The organism is Adlercreutzia sp. ZJ176 (assembly GCF_011038975.1).
GTDB lineage: Bacteria > Actinomycetota > Coriobacteriia > Coriobacteriales > Eggerthellaceae > CAAEEV01.
The window spans coordinates 51,533-69,953 of record NZ_JAAKEC010000005.1 but is presented as its reverse complement, the minus strand read 5'-3'; the positions used below and the strand labels follow the sequence as shown (position 1 = coordinate 69,953).

At 62.5% G+C, this 18,421-nt stretch carries 17 protein-coding genes; 14 read left to right on the top strand and 3 right to left on the bottom strand.

The window, feature by feature from the left end:
• The first annotated feature begins 140 nt into the window (after nt 1–140).
• Together G7Y50_RS03715 and G7Y50_RS03710 are read left to right on the top strand one after the other, a co-directional pair.
• Entirely contained in the window at nt 141–860 is a 720-nt protein-coding gene (locus tag G7Y50_RS03715) for an NAD(P)H-hydrate epimerase (RefSeq protein ID WP_165052136.1), read from the top strand.
• 110 nt (nt 861–970) lie between these two features.
• Nucleotides 971–2,614, top strand: coding sequence for an ATP-binding protein (locus tag G7Y50_RS03710; RefSeq protein ID WP_206214756.1), 1,644 nt, complete (start codon nt 971–973; stop codon nt 2,612–2,614).
• A gap of 142 nt (nt 2,615–2,756) precedes the next feature.
• Here G7Y50_RS03710 and G7Y50_RS03705 read toward each other — a convergent pair whose 3' ends face one another.
• A complete protein-coding gene (locus G7Y50_RS03705; RefSeq protein ID WP_165052126.1) occupies nt 2,757–3,917 on the bottom strand; it encodes an aldo/keto reductase in 1,161 nt (386 codons plus the stop codon).
• 182 nt (nt 3,918–4,099) lie between these two features.
• On the opposite strand from G7Y50_RS03705, the gene G7Y50_RS03700 reads away from it, so the two are divergent.
• The 4 genes from G7Y50_RS03700 to G7Y50_RS03685 all read left to right on the top strand — a co-directional run bounded on the left by G7Y50_RS03700 (nt 4,100) and on the right by G7Y50_RS03685 (nt 7,052).
• Nucleotides 4,100–5,356, top strand: a complete 1,257-nt coding sequence (locus tag G7Y50_RS03700; protein WP_165052114.1) for a glycoside hydrolase family 3 protein — start codon at nt 4,100–4,102, stop codon at nt 5,354–5,356.
• 234 nt (nt 5,357–5,590) lie between these two features.
• Complete coding sequence (locus G7Y50_RS03695; protein ID WP_241156436.1) at nt 5,591–5,851, top strand: toxin HicA; 261 nt, start codon at nt 5,591–5,593, stop codon at nt 5,849–5,851.
• On the top strand, nt 5,844–6,164 hold the full coding sequence (locus G7Y50_RS03690) for a type II toxin-antitoxin system HicB family antitoxin (RefSeq protein ID WP_165052103.1): 321 nt from the start codon (nt 5,844–5,846) through the stop codon (nt 6,162–6,164). Before G7Y50_RS03695 ends, G7Y50_RS03690 begins: the two co-directional genes overlap by 8 nt.
• A 270-nt stretch (nt 6,165–6,434) precedes the next feature.
• Nucleotides 6,435–7,052, top strand: coding sequence for a hypothetical protein (locus G7Y50_RS03685; RefSeq protein ID WP_165052078.1), 618 nt, complete (start codon nt 6,435–6,437; stop codon nt 7,050–7,052).
• Between the two features lie 106 nt (nt 7,053–7,158).
• On the opposite strand, the gene G7Y50_RS03680 is transcribed toward G7Y50_RS03685, so the two are convergent.
• Nucleotides 7,159–8,583: an amidophosphoribosyltransferase gene (locus G7Y50_RS03680; protein WP_165052067.1), complete on the bottom strand. Its 1,425-nt coding sequence runs from the start codon at nt 8,581–8,583 to the stop codon at nt 7,159–7,161.
• A 252-nt stretch (nt 8,584–8,835) separates the two neighbouring features.
• On the opposite strand from G7Y50_RS03680, the gene G7Y50_RS03675 reads away from it, so the two are divergent.
• The 4 genes from G7Y50_RS03675 (at nt 8,836) to G7Y50_RS03660 (ending at nt 12,907) form a co-directional block, all read left to right on the top strand.
• Entirely contained in the window at nt 8,836–9,777 is a 942-nt protein-coding gene (locus G7Y50_RS03675; protein ID WP_165052057.1) for a serine O-acetyltransferase, read from the top strand.
• Nucleotides 9,778–10,160: 383 nt separating this feature from the next.
• On the top strand, nt 10,161–11,060 hold the full coding sequence (gene murB, locus G7Y50_RS03670; protein ID WP_165052051.1) for a UDP-N-acetylmuramate dehydrogenase: 900 nt from the start codon (nt 10,161–10,163) through the stop codon (nt 11,058–11,060).
• 4 nt (nt 11,061–11,064) lie between these two features.
• The gene (locus tag G7Y50_RS03665; RefSeq protein WP_241156435.1) at nt 11,065–12,345 is read left to right on the top strand and encodes a DNA repair protein; all 1,281 of its coding nucleotides are present in this window, start codon (nt 11,065–11,067) and stop codon (nt 12,343–12,345) included.
• Complete coding sequence (locus G7Y50_RS03660) at nt 12,338–12,907, top strand: YolD-like family protein (RefSeq protein WP_241156434.1); 570 nt, start codon at nt 12,338–12,340, stop codon at nt 12,905–12,907. The genes G7Y50_RS03665 and G7Y50_RS03660 overlap by 8 nt, the downstream gene beginning before the upstream one ends.
• Before the next feature lie 277 nt (nt 12,908–13,184).
• On the opposite strand, the gene G7Y50_RS03655 is transcribed toward G7Y50_RS03660, so the two are convergent.
• Nucleotides 13,185–13,871, bottom strand: coding sequence for a TetR/AcrR family transcriptional regulator (locus G7Y50_RS03655; protein WP_165052044.1), 687 nt, complete (start codon nt 13,869–13,871; stop codon nt 13,185–13,187).
• Between the two features lie 276 nt (nt 13,872–14,147).
• Here G7Y50_RS03655 and G7Y50_RS03650 point away from each other — a divergent pair, with 276 nt between their 5' ends.
• The 4 genes from G7Y50_RS03650 (at nt 14,148) to G7Y50_RS03635 (ending at nt 18,322) form a co-directional block, all read left to right on the top strand.
• On the top strand, nt 14,148–15,050 hold the full coding sequence (locus tag G7Y50_RS03650; RefSeq protein ID WP_165052037.1) for a carbon-nitrogen hydrolase family protein: 903 nt from the start codon (nt 14,148–14,150) through the stop codon (nt 15,048–15,050).
• Between the two features lie 9 nt (nt 15,051–15,059).
• Nucleotides 15,060–15,572 (top strand): hypothetical protein, encoded by a 513-nt coding sequence (locus G7Y50_RS03645; protein WP_241156433.1) that lies wholly within the window; start codon nt 15,060–15,062, stop codon nt 15,570–15,572.
• 160 nt (nt 15,573–15,732) lie between these two features.
• Nucleotides 15,733–16,923 (top strand): CynX/NimT family MFS transporter, encoded by a 1,191-nt coding sequence (locus G7Y50_RS03640; RefSeq protein WP_165052032.1) that lies wholly within the window; start codon nt 15,733–15,735, stop codon nt 16,921–16,923.
• A 298-nt stretch (nt 16,924–17,221) separates the two neighbouring features.
• The gene (locus G7Y50_RS03635) at nt 17,222–18,322 is read left to right on the top strand and encodes an AAA family ATPase (RefSeq protein ID WP_165052025.1); all 1,101 of its coding nucleotides are present in this window, start codon (nt 17,222–17,224) and stop codon (nt 18,320–18,322) included.
• Nucleotides 18,323–18,421 lie beyond the last annotated feature (99 nt).

Here is an 18,421-nt window from a genome sequence, read left to right as displayed (position 1 = left end):
TGCATTTGGCAACAACTGCAACCCAGCATGACAAGGGAGGGTTTTGAGCTGGGTTAATGATGAAACGAGCTTCTATATGTCTTTTGCGGGAATCGGTGGTGTTCAGATTGGGGTAAATTGGAGATAAAGGGAGTTTCGGCATGGTGATACCTTGGGATGACGCGGCGGAGCTGCCGGTTCTTGATGTTGGCCAAGTGGTGGCGCTTGAGCAGCGCATCGCCGCCGAGGGGACGTCACTTTACGAGCTCATGAAGCGCGCGGGCGCAGCGGTTGTCGAGGTCGTATGCGCTGAAACGGATGCCGTTGAGGCCGCTTCGGAACCTTCGTCGGTTGTGGTGTTGGCAGGCAGCGGCAATAACGGCGGGGACGGCTGGGTGGCCGCTTCGCTTCTGGCGAACCGCGGCGTGAATGTCACGCTGGTGACGAAGACGCCTGCTGACCAGGTACGGGCCGAGCCGGCGGGCACGGCTGCGCATGACGCATGCGCCGACGCCGATGCCGACGTGCCGGGATTCGCGATTATCGTCAACCCTGACACCGCGCAGCTCGATGCGCTTCTTTCCCGGGCAGACATCGCCGTCGACGCCATCCTCGGCACGGGATTCGCCCATCGCGCGGTGCGTGAACCCTATGCAACCTGGATCAACACTGCCAACCGCGCCCGCCGCGACACGGGCATGCGGATGGTCGCGGTCGATGTGCCCAGCGGGTTGGATGCGCAGACAGGGGAGCAGGCGGACAGTTGCGTACAGGCCGATGTCACGGTGACCATGCTCGCTGCAAAGCCAGGCTTGCTCATGGCAAACGGGAAGGCCCAGACAGGCAGGCTCTTCTTGGCCCCGCTCGGATGCGACGTATGAGATCCCCATCCTTCGCCGCCCATCACTCAAAGTTGAGTGATCAAGTTGAGTGAAAAACCACGAGACTATCACTCAATTTACAAGGATAAATTGAGTGATAACGGGTATCATTGAGTGAGACTTTGCGGACCTTCGCCGTTACCGCTGCCGCCGATGTTGAAGCGAGGTGCTTGATGCAGGAACAGGATCTGAATCCCATAGTCGAGAGGCTCCGTGCCCAGCACTCTGATGATGAGTTCATCGAGGTGAAGGCGAGCGCTCAGCAACTCTCCCGGGATATATGGGAGTCCGTGAGCGCTTTCGCAAACACCGCTGGGGGCCTCATCCTCCTCGGTCTCGACGAGAGCAGCGGTTTCGGGCCTGCAAAGGGCTTTGCCATAGACAAGGTTCTCGACCAGTTCGTTACTGGCATGGGCGATGGCGATCCAGATGGCGCTCGCGTGGCTCAGCCTCCTGCCTACCACCTCCATAGATTTGCGTTCGAGGGATCTCCTGTGCTTGCGGTTGAGATCGAGGAGCTTGAAGCGGACAAGAAGCCCTGCTATATAGTCGGAAGAGGCCTCGTGGGCGGAAGCTACAAGCGCGTGGATGACAAGGACATCAGGCTTTCGCCGACGGAGATCTACTCCCTCGCGAACTTCCTCAAGCCCTCGCGTGCTGACAGGCAGCCAGTTGAGGCGGCAACCGAAGGTGATTTGTCGTCAAAGCTCGTCAACAGCCTGCTCGACCACGAAAAGGACTCGCGGGCGCTGCGCGGTGCGAAGACGAGAGATGCCAAGATGACGCGCCTTGGCATCACCAATGAAAAAGGCGATGTGTGCCTCGCCGGCCTTCTCGCGTGCGGGAGCTATCCCCAGCAGTTCTTCCCAAAGCTCGTTGTGGACGTTGCTGCCCATCCGGGGGCGCAGAAGTCTGATCCGGCTGCACCGGCGCGCTTCCTTGACCGCGTGATATGCGAAGGTCCTGTTGGGGAGGCGATAGAAGATGCCTTTAGGGCCATCGCGAAGAACCTCAGGACGCACTCGGTCGTGCGGGGCGTGGGGCGCGTTGACGAGCTCGAGATACCCGAGGAGGTGCTGCGAGAGGCGCTTGTGAACGCAGTTGTTCACCGCGAGTACGGGGAGTACTTCATAGGGCAGGCGGTTTCGGTTGACATTTACCCCGACAGGGTTGAGATAACCAACCCGGGTGGCCTTTGGGGCGGAAAGACCCTGGAGAACATCAGTGACGGCATTTCCGCCTGCCGCAACGCTGCTCTCATGAAGCTCATGTCGTTGATGCCCCTCCCGGGTGGCAGCGGCGTGTCTGCCGAGGGGAACGGGAGCGGCGTTCCCCTCATGAAGAGCGCCATGGCGTCTCGCGCACTTGCGGAGCCCCAGTTCATTGCAGGTTTCGACAGCTTCAAAGTCATCCTTGCAAGGGGCGGTGTTGGAGTTGCCGAAGGCGAGTGGCGGTCTAGCGAAGTTGCCTATTACGTTGTCTCGCACGAGCAGGCCCGGCAGCCCCGATGGTCTCGCGAGGAGTGGCGTCAGCGCATCCTTGCCGTTCTCGATCCAGACAAGCCCCAAGGAATTCGCGAGATCGCCGAAGCACTTGGCAGACAGCCCGAAAACACGAGGAGCTACGTCAAGGTGCTTGTTGAGGAGGGCGCGGTGTTAGCCACTGCTTCCCCGACGAGCAAGAACAGGAAGTACCTCTTGGCTTCCCAGCCTTTCGCCACCGGTCACTCAAAGTTAAGTGATCAAGTTGAGTGAAAAAGGAAAGTTGATTGAGTGATGGCGCATCGAGTGAGCGATGCCGTCTTGCGTGCGTGGAGCGTGGGCCTTGCGCCGACGCAGGGCTTGCGCCCGCGTGTTGACGAGCGCAAGCTCAAGCCCCACGTCAGCTCCAAGTTCCTTACGGCTTCATCAGCACCTTCGCAGCGGGGGCGTGGGACGTGATCTCCTGCTTGATGCGGTCGAAGCACTCGAGGATGCTGATGCCCTGGGGGCAGGCTTCCTCGCAGGCGCCGCAGCGGAGACACTCGCTGGGCAGCTTCTTGCCGCCGTTGAACCGCACGACGAAGCCGAGCTGGTAGTGCGCCTCGGCGGGGTCGCCGTAGTTGATGAAGTGGTTGAGCACCGTGAGCGAGCCGGAGATGCCGATGCCCGCGGGGCACACCTTCGCGCAGTAGTCGCAGCCGGTGCAGGGCACGATGCTGCTCGAGTGCATCGCCTCCTGCGCGCGTTTGATGGTCGCGTGCTCGGCCGCGGTCAGCGGCTGGAAGCTCTCGAACGCGTGGCAGTTGTCCTCCACCTGCTCGAGCGTGCTCATGCCCGAGAGCGCGCAGAACACCCCTTCGGCGCTGGCGGCGAAGCGCAGCGCGGCGGTGGCGTAGGAGTCGTTCGGCATCTCGGCGTCGAGGATCTCGCGCACCGCGCGCGGCGGGTTCGCCAGAAGGCCGCCCTTGACCGGCTCCATGGCCACGACGGGCTTGCCGTGTCGGCGTGCCACCTCCACGCATTCGCGCTCGCGGAACGACGGGCTGTCCCAGTCGTTGTAGTTCACCTGCAGCTGGACCATCTCGGCTTCGGGATAGTCGGCGATGAGCTGCTCGAGCTCCTCGGGCGTGCAGTGCGCCGAGAAGCCGATGTGGCGCGCAAGCCCGCGCTCCTTCGCGCGCTTCACGAACTCCCATGCGTTGAACTGCTCGAACGTCGCGGTGCGCTTGCCGCCGAGGTTGTGCATGAGGTACATGTCGAGGTACTCCACGCCCAAGTTCTCAAGTGTCTCCTGGAGCTGGCGCTCGAGGTCCTCCTCGCAGGTGCAGTGGGTCCACGTGACGCACTTCGACGTGAGGAAGAACGAGTCGCGCGGATGCCGCTTCACGAGCGCCTCGCGCAGCGTGACCTCGCTGTTGGGATAGGCCCAGGCGGTGTCGAAGTAGTTGCCGCCTGCCTCCAGGTAGCGGTCGATCATCTTCGCGGTGTAGTCGATGTCGACGGTGTTCGTCTCGCGCCCCTCAAAGCGCATGCACCCGAACCCCAGCGGGCTTATCTTGCTCACGTCGAACGTCATGCCTTGCATCCTTTCCTCCTGGTCCAGCTTTTGGCGTATGCGTTTTCCGGCGCATGTGCCGATGTTGAAAGTTTAGCGTATGGCGGGTAGTTCCTGCGCGGAGAGGCGAATCGGGCCGCAACGATGCTATAGTACGGGGAACGCGTTCGCAGGCTGCGCTTCGCTGAGAGAAGGGAGCCCTCATGGCTTCGATGCTCGATCTTCGTGGCGCCATGTCGCGCCGGGTGTTTCTCGTCTTGTGCGGCTCCGCTTCGGCCGCGCTGCTCGCAGGCTGCTCGAAGGAGGAGAAGCCCTCCTCGCACGAAGACGGCCTGCCCGACCCCTCGGATGTTCCCGAAAGCCCTGGGTCTGGCTCCGATCCTGGCCCGTCCGCACTGTCGGTGGATGCGCGGTTGGCGAGCATGACGCTCGAGGAGAAGGTCGCGCAGCTGTTCGTCGTTCGGCCCGAGTCGCTCACGGGCGTGGAAGTTGTCACGCAGGCGGGGGAGGCCACGAGGTCTGCCCTGATGAGAAGGCCGGTGGGCGGCCTCGTCTACTTCGCGCAGAACCTGCTGGACACCGCCCAGACCACCGAGATGCTCTCGAGCACGTTCGCCTACGCGGTGGAGGCCGGCGGCATCCCGCCGTTTCTGGGTGTCGACGAGGAGGGCGGGACGGTCAGCCGCATCGGCGGAAACGCGGGGTTCGGCATCGCCAACGTCGGCGACATGTGCGCGGTGGGCGCGACGGGCGACGCGAACCAGGCGTATGCGGTCGCGCAGGAGATCGCGCGCTATCTGACGCCGCTGGGATTCAACGTGGACTTCGCACCCGTGTGCGACATCGCCAACAACCCCGCAAGCGACACCATGGCGCTCCGCTCGTTCGGCAGCACGCCCGAGCTGGTCGCGAGCATGGCGTCTGCCCAGGTGGAGGGCTTCTCGGACGGCGGCATCATGTGCTGCGCCAAGCACTTCCCCGGCATCGGGGCGGCGGTGGGCGACAGCCACGACCAGAGCATCTACTCGTACAAGACGCGCGCGGAGATCGAGGACGTGGAGCTCGTCCCCTTCAGGGCGGCCATGGAGGCGGGCGTGCCGCTTGTCATGGTGGGGCATCTGTCGATGCCGAGCATCACGGGGGACGACACGCCGGCGTCCATCTCGCGCGACATCGTGCAGGGCATCTTGCGCGACGAGCTGGGGTACGACGGCGTCGTGACCACTGACTCGCTGGCCATGAGCGCCGCCGCAGATCTGTACGACTCGGCGGAATGCGCGGTGCGCGCGCTCGAGGCGGGGTGCGACATCCCCTTGATGCCGGCTGACTTCGAGGGCGCCTACCAGGGCGTTCTGGCCGCCGTGGCGAGCGGGCGGCTGACCGAGCAGCGCATCGACCAGTCGGTTCGCCGCATCCTGAAGGCGAAGGCCGCCGCGATGCCAGAGTATTTCGCCGGTTAGGCGCGGTGGCGGAGGGCACGCGCCCGGCTCGTCCCGAAAGCGATATTTATTATCCTGCTGTCTTTACATGTGCGAAGAGTCTTGCGCTTGCCCTGTGCTTGGTTTGCATTGGGGTCGCGTTGGGTTTAGTCTGGACTTACTTGAAAACGATGTCTCATCTGCTAAAGGGCAATACTGCACTTCGACCTGATAGGTGTCATTAATAATATCAGATATGATATTATTAAGAAGGACTTGGAGACGAAGATGTCTAGTGTCGAGGAGCTTCTTGAGTCGTTTCGCGCCAATCCAAAGGCGGCTCGCTTTCTTGATGTCAAGAGAGTTTGCGAGCATTACTTCGGAAAGCCGAGAGTCCACGGGTCCCACTACGTGTTTCGGACTCCGTGGAGAGGCGATCCTCGTGTGAACATTCAGAACAAAAGCGGCTATGTGGCTCCTTATCAGGTGAAACAAGTTCTTTCTGCAATAGAGAGAATGGAGGCGCAACGTGATTAGAGCGCAAGATTACACTTATCGCGTTTTTTGGTCAGAGGAAGATGGGACTTACGTCGCAACGGTCGCCGAATTCCCCAGCCTGTCGAATGTCGAGGGCTCGCAGGAGGCGGCTTTCTTCGGCATGGTTGATCTCGTGTGTGCCGTTTTAGCCGACATGCAGGAAAGCGGGGAAGATCCGCCTCTTCCGCTTGGCTCAAGGAAATACTCAGGGAAATACGCGCTGCGCATGTCCCCCGAGCAACACAGGCGCGTAGCCATCGAAGCTGCTGAGCAGCATGTCTCCATCAACCAACTGCTTGTCTCGCGTATCTGAGGGTCGCTTGCTTTTCGCATTGGGTCGGGGCTTTTGCTTTGCGAAACGTCTAACGACACTTTTCGGCTCTAAAATGTCGTTAGAGCTGATGCTGGTGCTCTAATGACGGGAAAGTGGCGTTAGTTTGGCGTGAGGTTGCCCGCGGCGCGTCTAGGGCTCTTTCAGAGGGATAAGCGCTATAATATGCAATTGAGAATAATGTGAGCGAAGCTGGTGGCGGAGCTGGGCGCCCCCCCGTTGCTTGTCTGCAGAGAGAGAGGTGTCGGGTCCATGCTGTTCCTTCTGACTGCGCCGCGCCAAGCGGGGAAGACCCGATGGCTCGAGAGGCTGCTGGGCGACCTTGGTGCGGCGGGCGTCACGTGCTGGGGCGTGGTGGCGCCGGGCGTGTGGGAGGAGAGGCCGGACGGGTCGCTTGAGAAGCGGGGCATCGACAACCTGCTCCTTCCCAGTGGAAGGCGCCTTTCCTTCGCGCTGAGGAGGGACTTGGCGCAGGCTGCGGGGGCGTTCTGCCCGTCGAGCGAGAGCGCTGCGGCGAACCTCGGCTGGGAGATCTCCGACGACGCCCTGCGGCAGGTGAACGCGTGCTTCGCGAATCTGAGGGGCGCGGGCGCAGGCGCTGACGTGCGGCGCGGTCGGGGAGGGCTTCTGGTGGTGGACGAGCTCGGTCCGCTCGAGCTCCTGCGCGGCGGCGGCTTGGCCGAGGCGGTGGCTGCCGTGGCAGACGGGCCGCTTTCGGGCGGCGAGCATGCGCTGGTGGTGGTGAGGCCCGAGCTCGTTGACCTCGCGGAGGAGCGCTTCGCCCGAGCCTGGGACGGGGTGGCGCGCATCGCGCCTGATGACGAGGGGCGGCTCGCCGTGATGCGCGCCTTGGGCGCCGCGAGCCGCTAAGCCTTCGGCAAGCTGGCGGCGTGCGAGGAGGCGGGGGCAGCGGCGCGGCTCCTCGCTCCGTCACCCGACAAGCTGGCGGGGCGGCTTGTCGCTCCGCCTTCGCCTCTTACTCCTTGCCGTTCCAGCAGTAGGTGCAGATCTTCTCCGGGGGGATGCCGATGGCCTCGATCATGCCCTCGAGCGACTGGTAGCCCAGAGAGTCGAAGCCCATCTGCTCGCAGATGCTCTTGAGCAGGCACTTCCCGCGCTCGGTGGAGCTGTCGGCGTACTCGTCGAGGTGCTTCTGCCCCTCGTCGCCCTCGAGCTCCTGCACCACGCGGCGCGCGATGAGGTCCATGTCGGACTTGCCGCGCGAGAAGCTCAGGTACTTGCAGCTGAACATGATGGGCGGGCAGGCGCTGCGCATGTGCACCTCGGCGGCGCCGGCGCTGTACAGGAAGTCCACTGTCTCGCGCAGCTGCGTGCCGCGCACGATGGAGTCGTCCACGAACAGAAGCTTCTTGCCGTCGATGAGCTCGGGCACGGGCACCTGCTTCATGTGCGCGATGCGGTCGCGGATGCGCTGGTCAGACGGCATGAACGAGCGCGACCACGTCGGCGTGTACTTGATGAACGGGCGCGCGAAGGTCTTCTTGCTCGCGGTGGAGTAGCCGATGGCGTGCGGCAGGCCCGAGTCGGGCACGCCGGCCACGTAGTCCACGTCGGGCAGGGTGCCGGCCGTGGCCTCGTTGCGCGCCATGATCTCGCCGTTGTGATAGCGCATGACTTCCACGTTGCGCCCCTCGTAGTTCGAGTTCGGGTACCCGTAGTACACCCACAGAAACGCGCAGATCTTCATGTCCTCGCCCGCGGGCGCGATGGTCTCGTACTCGTCGGCGTTGACGCGCACGATCTCGCCCGGCCCCAGCTCGTACTCGTCGGCATAGCCGAGCTTCTGGTAGGTGAACGACTCGAACGAGATGCAGTGGCCGTCGTCGTTCTTGCCGATGAGCACGGGGAGGCGGCCCATGCGGTCGCGCGCGGCGATGATCTCGCCGTCCTCGGTCATGATGAGCAGCGTGAGCGACCCGTCCACCGCCTCCATGGCGTAGCGGATGCCCTCGACGAAGCTGTCCTTCTGGTTGATGAGCGCGCCGATGAGCTCGGTGTCGTTCACTTTGCCGGAGCTCATGGCCATGAACTGGTTGCTCCCGCTGTCAAAGCAGGCGTCGATCAGCTCGTTGAAGTTGTTGATGGCGCTCACGGTGGTCAGCGCGAACGTCCCGAGGTGCGAGCGGATGAGCAGCGGCTGCGGGTCGGTGTCGGAGATGCAGCCGATGGCGCTGTTGCCGTGGAAGCTGGAGAGCTCCTTCTCGAACTTCGTGCGGAAGGGGGTGTTCTCGATCGAGTGGATCTCGCGCTGGAACCCGCCCTCCTCTTTGCGAACCACCATGCCCGCCCGCTTCGTTCCCAGGTGGGAGTGGTAATCCACGCCGAAGAACACATCCAACACTACGTCGCGGTGAGAAACCGCACCGAAAAAGCCGCCCACTTTAGTCCCCTTCGTGTGCATCGCAGCCAGTGGGCCTTGAGGCTCGGTGGCCCGACGGGCGCGCGTCAACGAGCCCGGCGTGCTGGCCGCTGCTTGCATTACTCGAAGAGTATACGTTTTCGCTGGTCGCATCCATGCGGCAAAGTTGCCTTTTTTGCCGTTTGTCCACATGGTCGGCGAAGGGGCTTCCTTATAATGGAGGGCAGTCTATTCCCGGCGGCCCGCGGCCGCCCCCTCAACCTAGGAGGTCCCATGTTCGGAGACAACCTCGACCGCATCGTCAAGGGCATCGAGAAGAACTATGAAGCCGACGAGATCTTCTTCACCAAGCCTGGCCGGCGCTTCCCCAACCGGAACGCCATCAAGGGCGTGCTGAAGGACATCCGCCGCGTGATGTTCCCCGGCTACTTCGGCGCGGAGATGCTCTCGCCCTCCACGAGCCCCGAGTACTTCATCGGCGAGACGCTCATCCAGATCGAGCGCGTGCTGCGCGAGCAGATCATCCTGGCGCTCACCTACACCTCCGACGAGCGCGACGACAGCGCGGGCACGAGCAACTACCTGTGCGGCGGCTGCACGCCCGAGAGCATCTGCGAGCGCACGTCCGAGATCTGCACGGTGTTCTTCGACGAGCTGCCGAACATCCAGCGCGTGCTCCTGACCGACGTTCAGGCGCTCTACGACGGCGACCCGGCGGCGGGCTCGAAGGAGGAGGTCATCTTCTCGTACCCGGGCCTCTACGCCATCTTCGTGTACCGCGTGGCGCACGTGCTCTATGAGCAGAACGTGCCCATCATCCCGCGCATCATGACCGAGCTCGCGCATTCCGGCACGGGCATCGACATCGGCGCCGGCGCGAAGATCGGCGAGTACTTCTTCATCGACCACGGCACGGGCGTGGTGATCGGCGAGACCACCGAGATCGGCGACCACGTGAAGATCTACCAGGGCGTGACCCTCGGCGCGCTCTCGACGCGCGGCGGGCAGCGCCTCGCCGGCGTGAAGCGCCACCCCACCATCGAGGACAACGTGACCATCTACTCGAACGCCTCGGTGCTCGGCGGCGAGACGGTCGTCGGCGAGGGGTCGGTGATCGCGGGCTCGACGTTCGTGACGTCGTCGGTACCGCCGCACTCGCGCGTGAGCGTGAAGGCGCAGGAGATCACCGTGCGCCAGCCGGGCGAGAAGGACTAGGCGCGACGCGGGGGTGCGGTGCGGGTCGCGGTGCGGGGGCGCGCGGTCGAGCCGCGGGGGCGCAGGCTGCGATGCAGCGCGGCGCGGGTCGATCCCGGGCGCGGGTGCAGCGCGGCGCGGGCCGCGGCTGGGCTGCGGCGAGCCCCCCGTGCAGAATTATCGCGAGAAAATGGCAGAAATCTTCAGTTCTTTGTCAGGCTCTCGGGCTTCTTCTGGGCGAAGACGGCGCGCTGATTATCCTGAGCTGGGGTTTTGCTGGAGCGTGTCGTGTTTTTAGGCGCGGCGGGCTCCTGAAAGCGCGCTTGGGGGCATGGGATTGACAAAGAACTGAAGATTTCTGCCAAAAAGGCTGAGATTTTTTGCAAGGGCATAAGGAGAGCGGGATGTTTCCTGATGAGCTGCGCGCCATCGTGGGCGCAGAGGGCGTGCGGGTAGCGGAGCCATTGCGCGCGCATACGACGTTTGCGATCGGCGGGCCGGCCGAGTGGCTCGTGCTGCCTGGGACTGAGGAGCAGGTGCGCGACGTGGTGGCGCTCTGCCGCGCGCGCCAGGTGCCATGGCGCGTGCTGGGGCTGGGCTCGAACGTGCTCGCGGCCGATGCGGGCGTGCGCGGCGTGGTGCTGAAGCTGGCGGCGAACTTCGCGCGCATCGAGGTGCGCGACGGCGGGCGGGTGATCGCGCAGGCGGGCGCGTCGAATGCCGACGTGGCCGAGGCGGCGTGCGCGGCGGGCCTGGCGGGCTACGAGTTCGCCAGCGGGATCCCCGGCACCGTGGGAGGCGCGGCCGTCATGAACGCGGGCGCCTACGACGGCGAGTTCAGGAACGTGGCCGTGCACGTGCGCTGCCTGACGCCTGAGGGGGACGTGGTGGACGTGCCTGCTGATGAGGCCGCGTGGTCGTATCGCCACTCCATGATGATGGACGCGGGCTATGTGGTGCTCGGTGCTGAGCTGCAGCTGGTCGCAGATGACCCGGCGGCTATCCGCGCGCGCATGGACGACCTGGCGCAGCGCCGCGCCGAGAAGCAGCCGCTCGAGATGCCGAGCGCGGGCTCCACGTTCAAGCGGCCGGAGGGCCACTTCGCGGGCAAGCTCATCCAGGACGCGGGGCTGCGCGGCTACCGGGTCGGAGGGGCGCAGGTGTCGACGAAGCACACGGGATTCGTGGTGAACGCCGGCGGCGCCACGGCGGCTGACGTCCTGCAGCTCATCGCCGACGTGCAGCAGCGCGTCTACGAGAGCGAGGGCGTGCGCCTCGAGCCCGAAGTGCGCCTCTGGAGGTAGCGCCGTGCCTGCGGATGACGGAGCGCGCGAAGCCGAGCGCACCTACGTCTGCATCGACCTCAAGTCGTTCTATGCGAGCGTGGAGTGCGTGGCGCGCGGGCTGGACCCCATGACCACGCGCCTCGTGGTGGCTGATCCCGAGCGCAGTCAGACCACCATCTGCCTGGCCATCACGCCCGCCATGAAGGCACTTGGCATCCGCAACCGCTGCCGCCTGTTCGAAATTCCCGAGGGCGTGCAGTTCGAGGTCGCGAAGCCGCACATGCGGCGCTACATGGAGGTGTCGGCCGAGATCTACCGGGTGTACCTGCGCTACGTGAGCCCGCAGGACATCCACGCCTACTCCATTGACGAGTGCTTCATCGACGCCACGGCGTACCTGAGCCTGTACGGCGTGGACGCGCGCGGGTTTGCCAACCTGCTCATGGGCGCCGCGATGGCCGAGACGGGCATCCCCGCCACGGCGGGGGTGGGCCCCAACCTGTTCCTGGCGAAGCTCGCGCTCGACATCACGGCCAAGCACGCGCCTGACCGCATCGGCTTTCTGGATGAGGCGAGCTTCCGCGAGGCCATCTGGCGTCACCGGCCCATCACCGACATTTGGAACATCGGCCCCGGCATCGCGCGGCGGCTGGCGAAGTACCGCGTGTTCGACCTGTTCGGCGTCACGCGGATGGACGTCGACGTGCTGTACCAGGAGTTCGGCGCGAACGCGGAGTACCTCATCGACCACGCGTGGGGCGTGGAGCCGTGCACCATCGCCGAGATCAAAGCCTACGAGCCGGAGTCGACCTCGCTCGGCAACGGCCAGGTGCTGCCGTGCGACTACACGTTCGAGGAGGGTCGCATGGTGCTGCACGAGATGGTGGACGCCACGGTGCTCGAGCTGGTGGAGAAGGGCGTGGTGACTAACCACGTCTCGCTGGCGGTGGGATATGCGAAGGGAAGCGGCGGGCATGCGAACGCGAGCCGCAAGCTGCCCGAGCGCACGAACTCGCAGGTGAAGCTCATGGCGTACCTTGACGCGCTGTATGACGAGATCGTCGACCCCGCCAAGATGGTCAAGCGCGTGAACCTGGCGTTCGGAGGGCTCGTTCCCGAGGAGCTTGCCACCTACAACCTGTTCTCCGACGTGGAGGCGGAGGCCGAGGAGCGTCGCCGGCAGGAGGCGATTCTGGCCGTGAAGCGGAAGTTCGGCAAGAACGCCCTGTTCAAGGGCGTGAGCTTGCGTGAGAAGGCCACGGGGCGCGAGCGCAACGAGATGGTGGGAGGCCATCATGGCTGATCGTCGCGAAGGGGCTGCTGCCGGCTACGAAGGGGCTGCTGCCAGCTGCGAAGCGGACGAGCCCGCCAGCTGTGGAGCGCGCGTGCCTGCCGGCCGCGGAGCGCGCACGTCTGCCGGCCGTGGGAGCGCCGCCCGCGAAGCGGACATGCGGCCGGTGCTGGCAGAGGACGTGGCGTGGGCGAGCTTGGACGAGCGGGCGGCGCGGCGCGTCATCGGCAAGCCGCATCCCGACCGTGCGCGCCAGTTCAAGCCGTTCGCCGCGCTCAAGGGCTACTACGACTTGCTGGCTGCGTGCGAGCGCGTCCCCGAGCCGCGCCGCGAGCTCACGGAGGAGGAGCAGCGCGAGCTCGGCGAACAGCTGTCCCGCCTCGTACGCGGCCAGGTGGTCACCGTAACCTACTACGAAGGCGACGCCTCCGTAACGCTCACCGGCGCCGTCGCCCAGGTGGACACCATCCTGCGAACCCTCCAGATCATCCAGATGCGCATCCCCTTCGACGCCATAGCCCGTATCGCGGAGGAGCCCCTTGAGAGCCCGGCGCAGGGGAACTCGCCCTATTGAGTGATTTTGCTCAGTGTATTGAGCAAAATCACTCAATAGAACTCTGTACGAGATTTCGTATAGAAGGGCACGCGGACATATTGCAAGAGCTTGCGAAGCTTCGCAAGGACAGCTGCGTCGCCTTCTCGGCGTGGGCGGTTCGAGGTGGTCATCTCAGGGTCATCGGCGCTCGACGAGACGGGGCTTGCCGAGGGCGAGGCGGTCGTGTTCGATGCGACCAAGTGCATTGCCCCTGGTGATGACACGTCAAGGCGACCTCCAGCCACGCCCGTATCTTCTAGATCTTAGTCACATATCTGTCGTCGTAAGCAAAATTCTCATAGTAGCGATTATCGATAGGAAGCTGGTCGAAGAGCTGCTTCCCATCGGCGATGAGCTCCTCGATCACATCATCGTGCATGCCGAGCTGGCGCATGAAGAAGCGGATCCCGAAGCGAGCGGCTTCTTCATAGGTATACTCGAATCTTGCCCCATCGATAGCATGAAGGATCCCGTCGCTCATGCCGACTTGAGCACCTACGATCAGCGCAAGCTCCTTGTCGCTGATGTCGGTGATGTTGCGGTCCTTCATGACGCAGCGGTAGAAGTACGTGATCGTTTCAAAGGTCGAGATGTCGGGCACGTGCTCGGATGAGAGGTCGATCAGGAAGCGACGTATCTCGGTCACCTCGAAGATGCGCTTCCACATATGGAAGTTCTCAATCACCATCATCTGCGTGAGATTGTAGCGATCACCGCACATCTTCTCGATGTACGTCTTGTTCTCGCGCTCGTATTCAGCGTCGATCACCGTCGCAATGTCGCGCTTGCCACCGAAGTGATAGGTGATGGTTCCCGGCGGGATGTCTGCCTTCTCGCAGATGTCCTCGTAGGTGGTGTTTGCGTAGCCCTTCTGGTAGAAGAGCACCTTGCAGGTATCGATGATGAGCTTCTTCTTCTTCTCGCCAGCGCTGAGTTTGACCATAAGGTGATGCCCCTCTCGTGTCTTATCGTAGTCTAGCAGCATTTGCTCGGGGGAGGGGGAGGTCGGACGGTAAATCTACTCGCTCTACGCGCCCGATGCCCAGTCGGCCACGCTCATCCTGTCGGCGTCGTTTCAAATTTGAGTATACTCAAGTTTTAGTAATATCATCAATTCATATTGACAGCAGGGAGAAGAGTGAATATTATGTGTAATATAGAAATTGAGTATACTCAATTTCTGATAGATTTGGGGAATTAATACAAGGAGGGGTCGACCATGGCTATTCTCGCAAGCGTTGCTATGGACCTCGTTCGCGACAAGGAAGCGAACAAGGCCAAGATGACCAAGTTCATTGAGGAGGCGGCGGCTCAAAACGCCGACTTCATTCTGTTCCCGGAGCTGTGCCTGGGCGGCTTGCCGGAGAACCCCATGTTCATTTTCAAACCAGAGGACGCGTTCTATCAGCATGAGGTTGCCGAGCTGGTGCCCGAGGGCGATAGCACGCAGTACTTCATCGAGCTGGCCAAGAAGCATGATATGTACATTGCATGGGGCATGACTGAGCAAAGCGAAGAGGGCTGGGACATGCTTTACAACGCGCTTGTGCTGGTTGGCCCCGAGGGCTTTGTGGGCAAGTACCGCAAGGTGCACTTGCCGCTCACCGAGCGCATCATGATGTACCCGGGTGACGGTGACTACCCGGTGTTCGAGACGCGCTTCGGCAAGGTCGGCCTCATGATCTGCTTCGACAAGGCGTATCCCGAGGTAGCGCGCGCGTTGGCCCTCAAAGGCGCCGACATCTTGCTGTGTCCCACCGCCTGGCCTTCCATCGAGCCGAATGAGGACGACAACGACTTCAAGGCAGGCAACGTGTTCAGCTTCGCTCGTGCGCTCGAGAACATGTGTTTCTTCATCGACTCCTGCGTGAGCGGCCCCTTCGAGATGGGTCATAGCCGCATTATCGGCCCGAATCCCATGCAAGTGTGCGCTACCACGGGATTTGAGGAGGGCATGGCCATCGCCGACGTTGACGTCAAGGGCGAGATCATGAAGGCGCGCCTGGCCGCCATGGCCGGCTCTGACCTGCTGAAGGACCGCAAGCCCGCCACCTATGGCGAGTTAGTCAAGCGCAATCGCCGTAATCCCATCTCCGGCGACATGGGCCAGAGCGAAGAGTAAGGAGCGACCATGAATCCTTTCAAGGGCCCCGGCGGCTTCGGCCGTATCGTCAACGGCGTCATGAACATCATCATGTGCGCCATCTTGAGCCTGTACGTCCTGTGGACGGTGCAGAACATTCCCGGCAACGAGGCAATTCCCATCCTCACGCCGCTCGGATTCTTCGTCTCATTCGTCACCAGCTTCTGCGTAGGAGAGTTTGTGGGCGACCACGTGCCCGCGCTGGCCTGGGGCCAGAAGCTTGCTGCGGCGCTTGGCGTGAAGAACAAGATCGGCGCGCACCTCATCAGCGTGTTCATCCTCGCCTTCGTGATGATCACCTCTATCAGCTACATCTGCACGTGGATCAACAACGTGCAGCAGGTGGGCTGGGATGGAACCTTTGCCGCCTGGATCATGGTTTACCCGTTCCTGCTGATTAGCGGATACGTAGTCGAGCTCATCACGTTGCCCCCGGTCATGAAGCTGGCGGCTGCTGTGAGCGGGTTTGACCCCGCGGCTGCTCCGGCGCCGAAGGCTTAGAGGCCGTAACTGGCAACCCCTTGTGCGTGGCGCCCGCTTCACCTTGAGGCGGGCGCCTTTTCGTGAAGGCCGCGCAATGTCGATCAAGCAGGCTCGAATGAGCTTGGCCTGGCTGAGAGAGCCTATGCATGGCCGTCGAGCTCGAGTGAATGAGTGTGAAATGGATAGAGAACGAGTGCGTCCCGATTACATAGCGCTGAGCGTCATCTTGCTGCTGGTGGGCACGAGCATTACCATCGTGCAGTACAAGATTCCGAGCATTCTCGAGAACGTCATGGCCATGTACGACATGACGTCGGCGACAGGCTCATGGCTCATGTCCGTGTTCACGGCGGTGGGCATCTTCCTGTCGCTGCCCACCGGCTCGCTCACGAAGAAGCTGGGCCCGAAGCGCGTGCTGCTTTTAGGCTGCGGCGTCATCGTGGCGGGCAGCGTCATCGGTGCGTTCGCCACCTCGGCGTGGTTGATGATCTTCTCGCGCGCAGTCGAGGGCGTGGCATTCGTGTTCATCACGGTAGCTGGCCCGTTGGCGGTCGAGAAGTACGTGGCTCCTGAGCATCAGGGCACGGCGAACGGCATCTGGTCGCTGTGGATCTGCTTCGGCTCGGTCATCGGCTCGACGATCACGCCCATGATGTTTGAGATACTGGGCCTCACGGGTACGTGGCTGGCCTATGCGATCATCGTGGCGGTGATGGCGCTTGTGCTGATGGTAGCGGTGCGCGTGCCTGCCAGCGTTGATGCTCTGCGTGTTGAGACGCCTGAGGAGAAGGTGTCGCTTGCCGACTACCTTGCGCTGGCGAAGCCAAACGCGTTGCTGTACTTCTTCGCATACCTGGTGTTCAACATCGAGATCTTGGCGGTGCTGAGCTATACGCCTACTTTCTTGCAGAGCCAAGGCATGAATGCGTCGCTGTCGGGTTTTGCGAGCTCGCTGCCAGGGCTTTTGGCGGTTGTGTCAGCACTGGTGTTTGGCAAGCTGATCGACCGCTCGGGGCGCACGAAGGTGTTCTACGTGGTGGCGCTTATCGCAGCAGCGCCGGCGACGTTCCTCATGCTCACGCAGGCGGGGCCGCTTCTGTGGGCAGGTGCGTTCTTGATGGGGCTCATCGGCTACGGCATTCCCGTGGCGTGCCTGACGAGTCTCCCGCAGATCGCGGGGCGAAAGGAGCTCATGCCTGCGGCTATGGGTGTGCTCATGCTGGTGCAGTGCCTCGGAGAATTCTTGGGGTCGCTCGTAACGCCGATGTTGCTGGGTCCTGATCTGTCGAACTGGATGTTCTGCGGCATGTGCATGGGCGTGCTCGGCATAGCCGCCGTGGTGGCTATCGCGCTGTGCCGGTTCAAATAGAAGCACAGGTTAAGCAGGAATCGGGGTGCTCGCTGCCTGTGGGCTGGGCCCTGCGCAGCGCCTGCTGCCTGCGATGCGCAGATGCGCGCTGCAGAGAGGCATTCTTTAGGTCATGAGCGGAAGGCAGCGAAGCATTTCTCTCGGCGCCAATGAGCATGCCCCTTCGTCGGCGCCGAAACCTCATTGATAGAAAATGATAGAGATTGATAGAACTTGATAAAAAATGATAGAGAATGATAGAAGATAATAGAAGTTGATAGAAGCATCGAGCTGACAGACTTCGAAGGGGATGAGCGGCATGGCCTCAGATACCGTTTTCCAGCCCTCCTTTGGGAACAAGCCTGACAAGATCGTCGGTCGGGAAGCGGTGATCGAAGGCATTCTCTCCGGCCTCGGCATGCGTTCCGGCCATCGCGACAGGGCCACGCTTGTCATCGGGCAGCGCGGCATGGGAAAGACCGCTCTTCTTCTCGAGATAGCCGATCGAGCACTTGGTGAGGGCTTCATTGCCGCGCGCGTTGCAGCGAGCGCGAACATGCTTGACGAGATCGTTGAAACCGTGCAGATCAAGGGATCGCCGTTCGTCAATGAGCGAAAGTCGAAGGTCAAGGGCTTCAACGCGGGCGCGCTCGGCTTCTCCTTCGGCTTGACGTTCAGCGACGAGGTGTCAAGCAACTATGGTTTCCGCACCAAGCTGTCGCTGCTGTGCGACAAGCTCGCTGAGAACGACAAGGGAGTCCTCCTTTTGATTGACGAGGTGCAGGCGAACACCGATGACATGCGCACCTTGGCGACGACCTATCAGCATCTCGTGGGAGAGGGGAAGAACATCGCCATCGTCATGGCAGGGCTTCCCACGGCGGTGTCGAGCGTGCTCAACGACAATATTCTCACGTTTCTCAACCGTGCGCACAAGGTGCGCCTCGAGCCCCTCTCGCTTGAGTCCATCCGCGTGTACTACAGGCTCACCTTCAAGGCATTGGGGAAGGAGTTTCCTTCGGAGCTTCTCGACAAAGCCGTAGATGCGACGAGGGGTTTCCCTTATTTGTTGCAGCTCGTCGGGTACTATCTCGAGGAATACTCCGCAGGGTCAACGTCTATCAGCGACGGCATGGTGTCCGACGCTGTTGCAAGCGCGAAGCGAGATCTAGAGGCGGATATATTCGCTACGACGCTCAAGCCGCTCTCCGACACAGATGTGAAGTTCCTCGAAGCCATGGCCATTGACGAGGGTCCCAGCAAAGTATCTGACATACAAGCGCGTCTCGGCGTCTCGGCGGGATACGTCCAGTCATATCGCGCGCGCCTGATCGAGGCGGGGGTCATCGCGAGCGAGCGAAGGGGAGAACTCGAGCTCACCGTTCCCTATCTGGGCGAATACCTGAGAAGCCGCGAATAGATCGCGCGCGGAAGTGCTCGCGCTCAGGCTTAAAGGAACCTTTTGAGCTGTTGTGGTGAGATGCTTTTGGGCATCGTTTCGCGCATTCCCCGCCTCTTT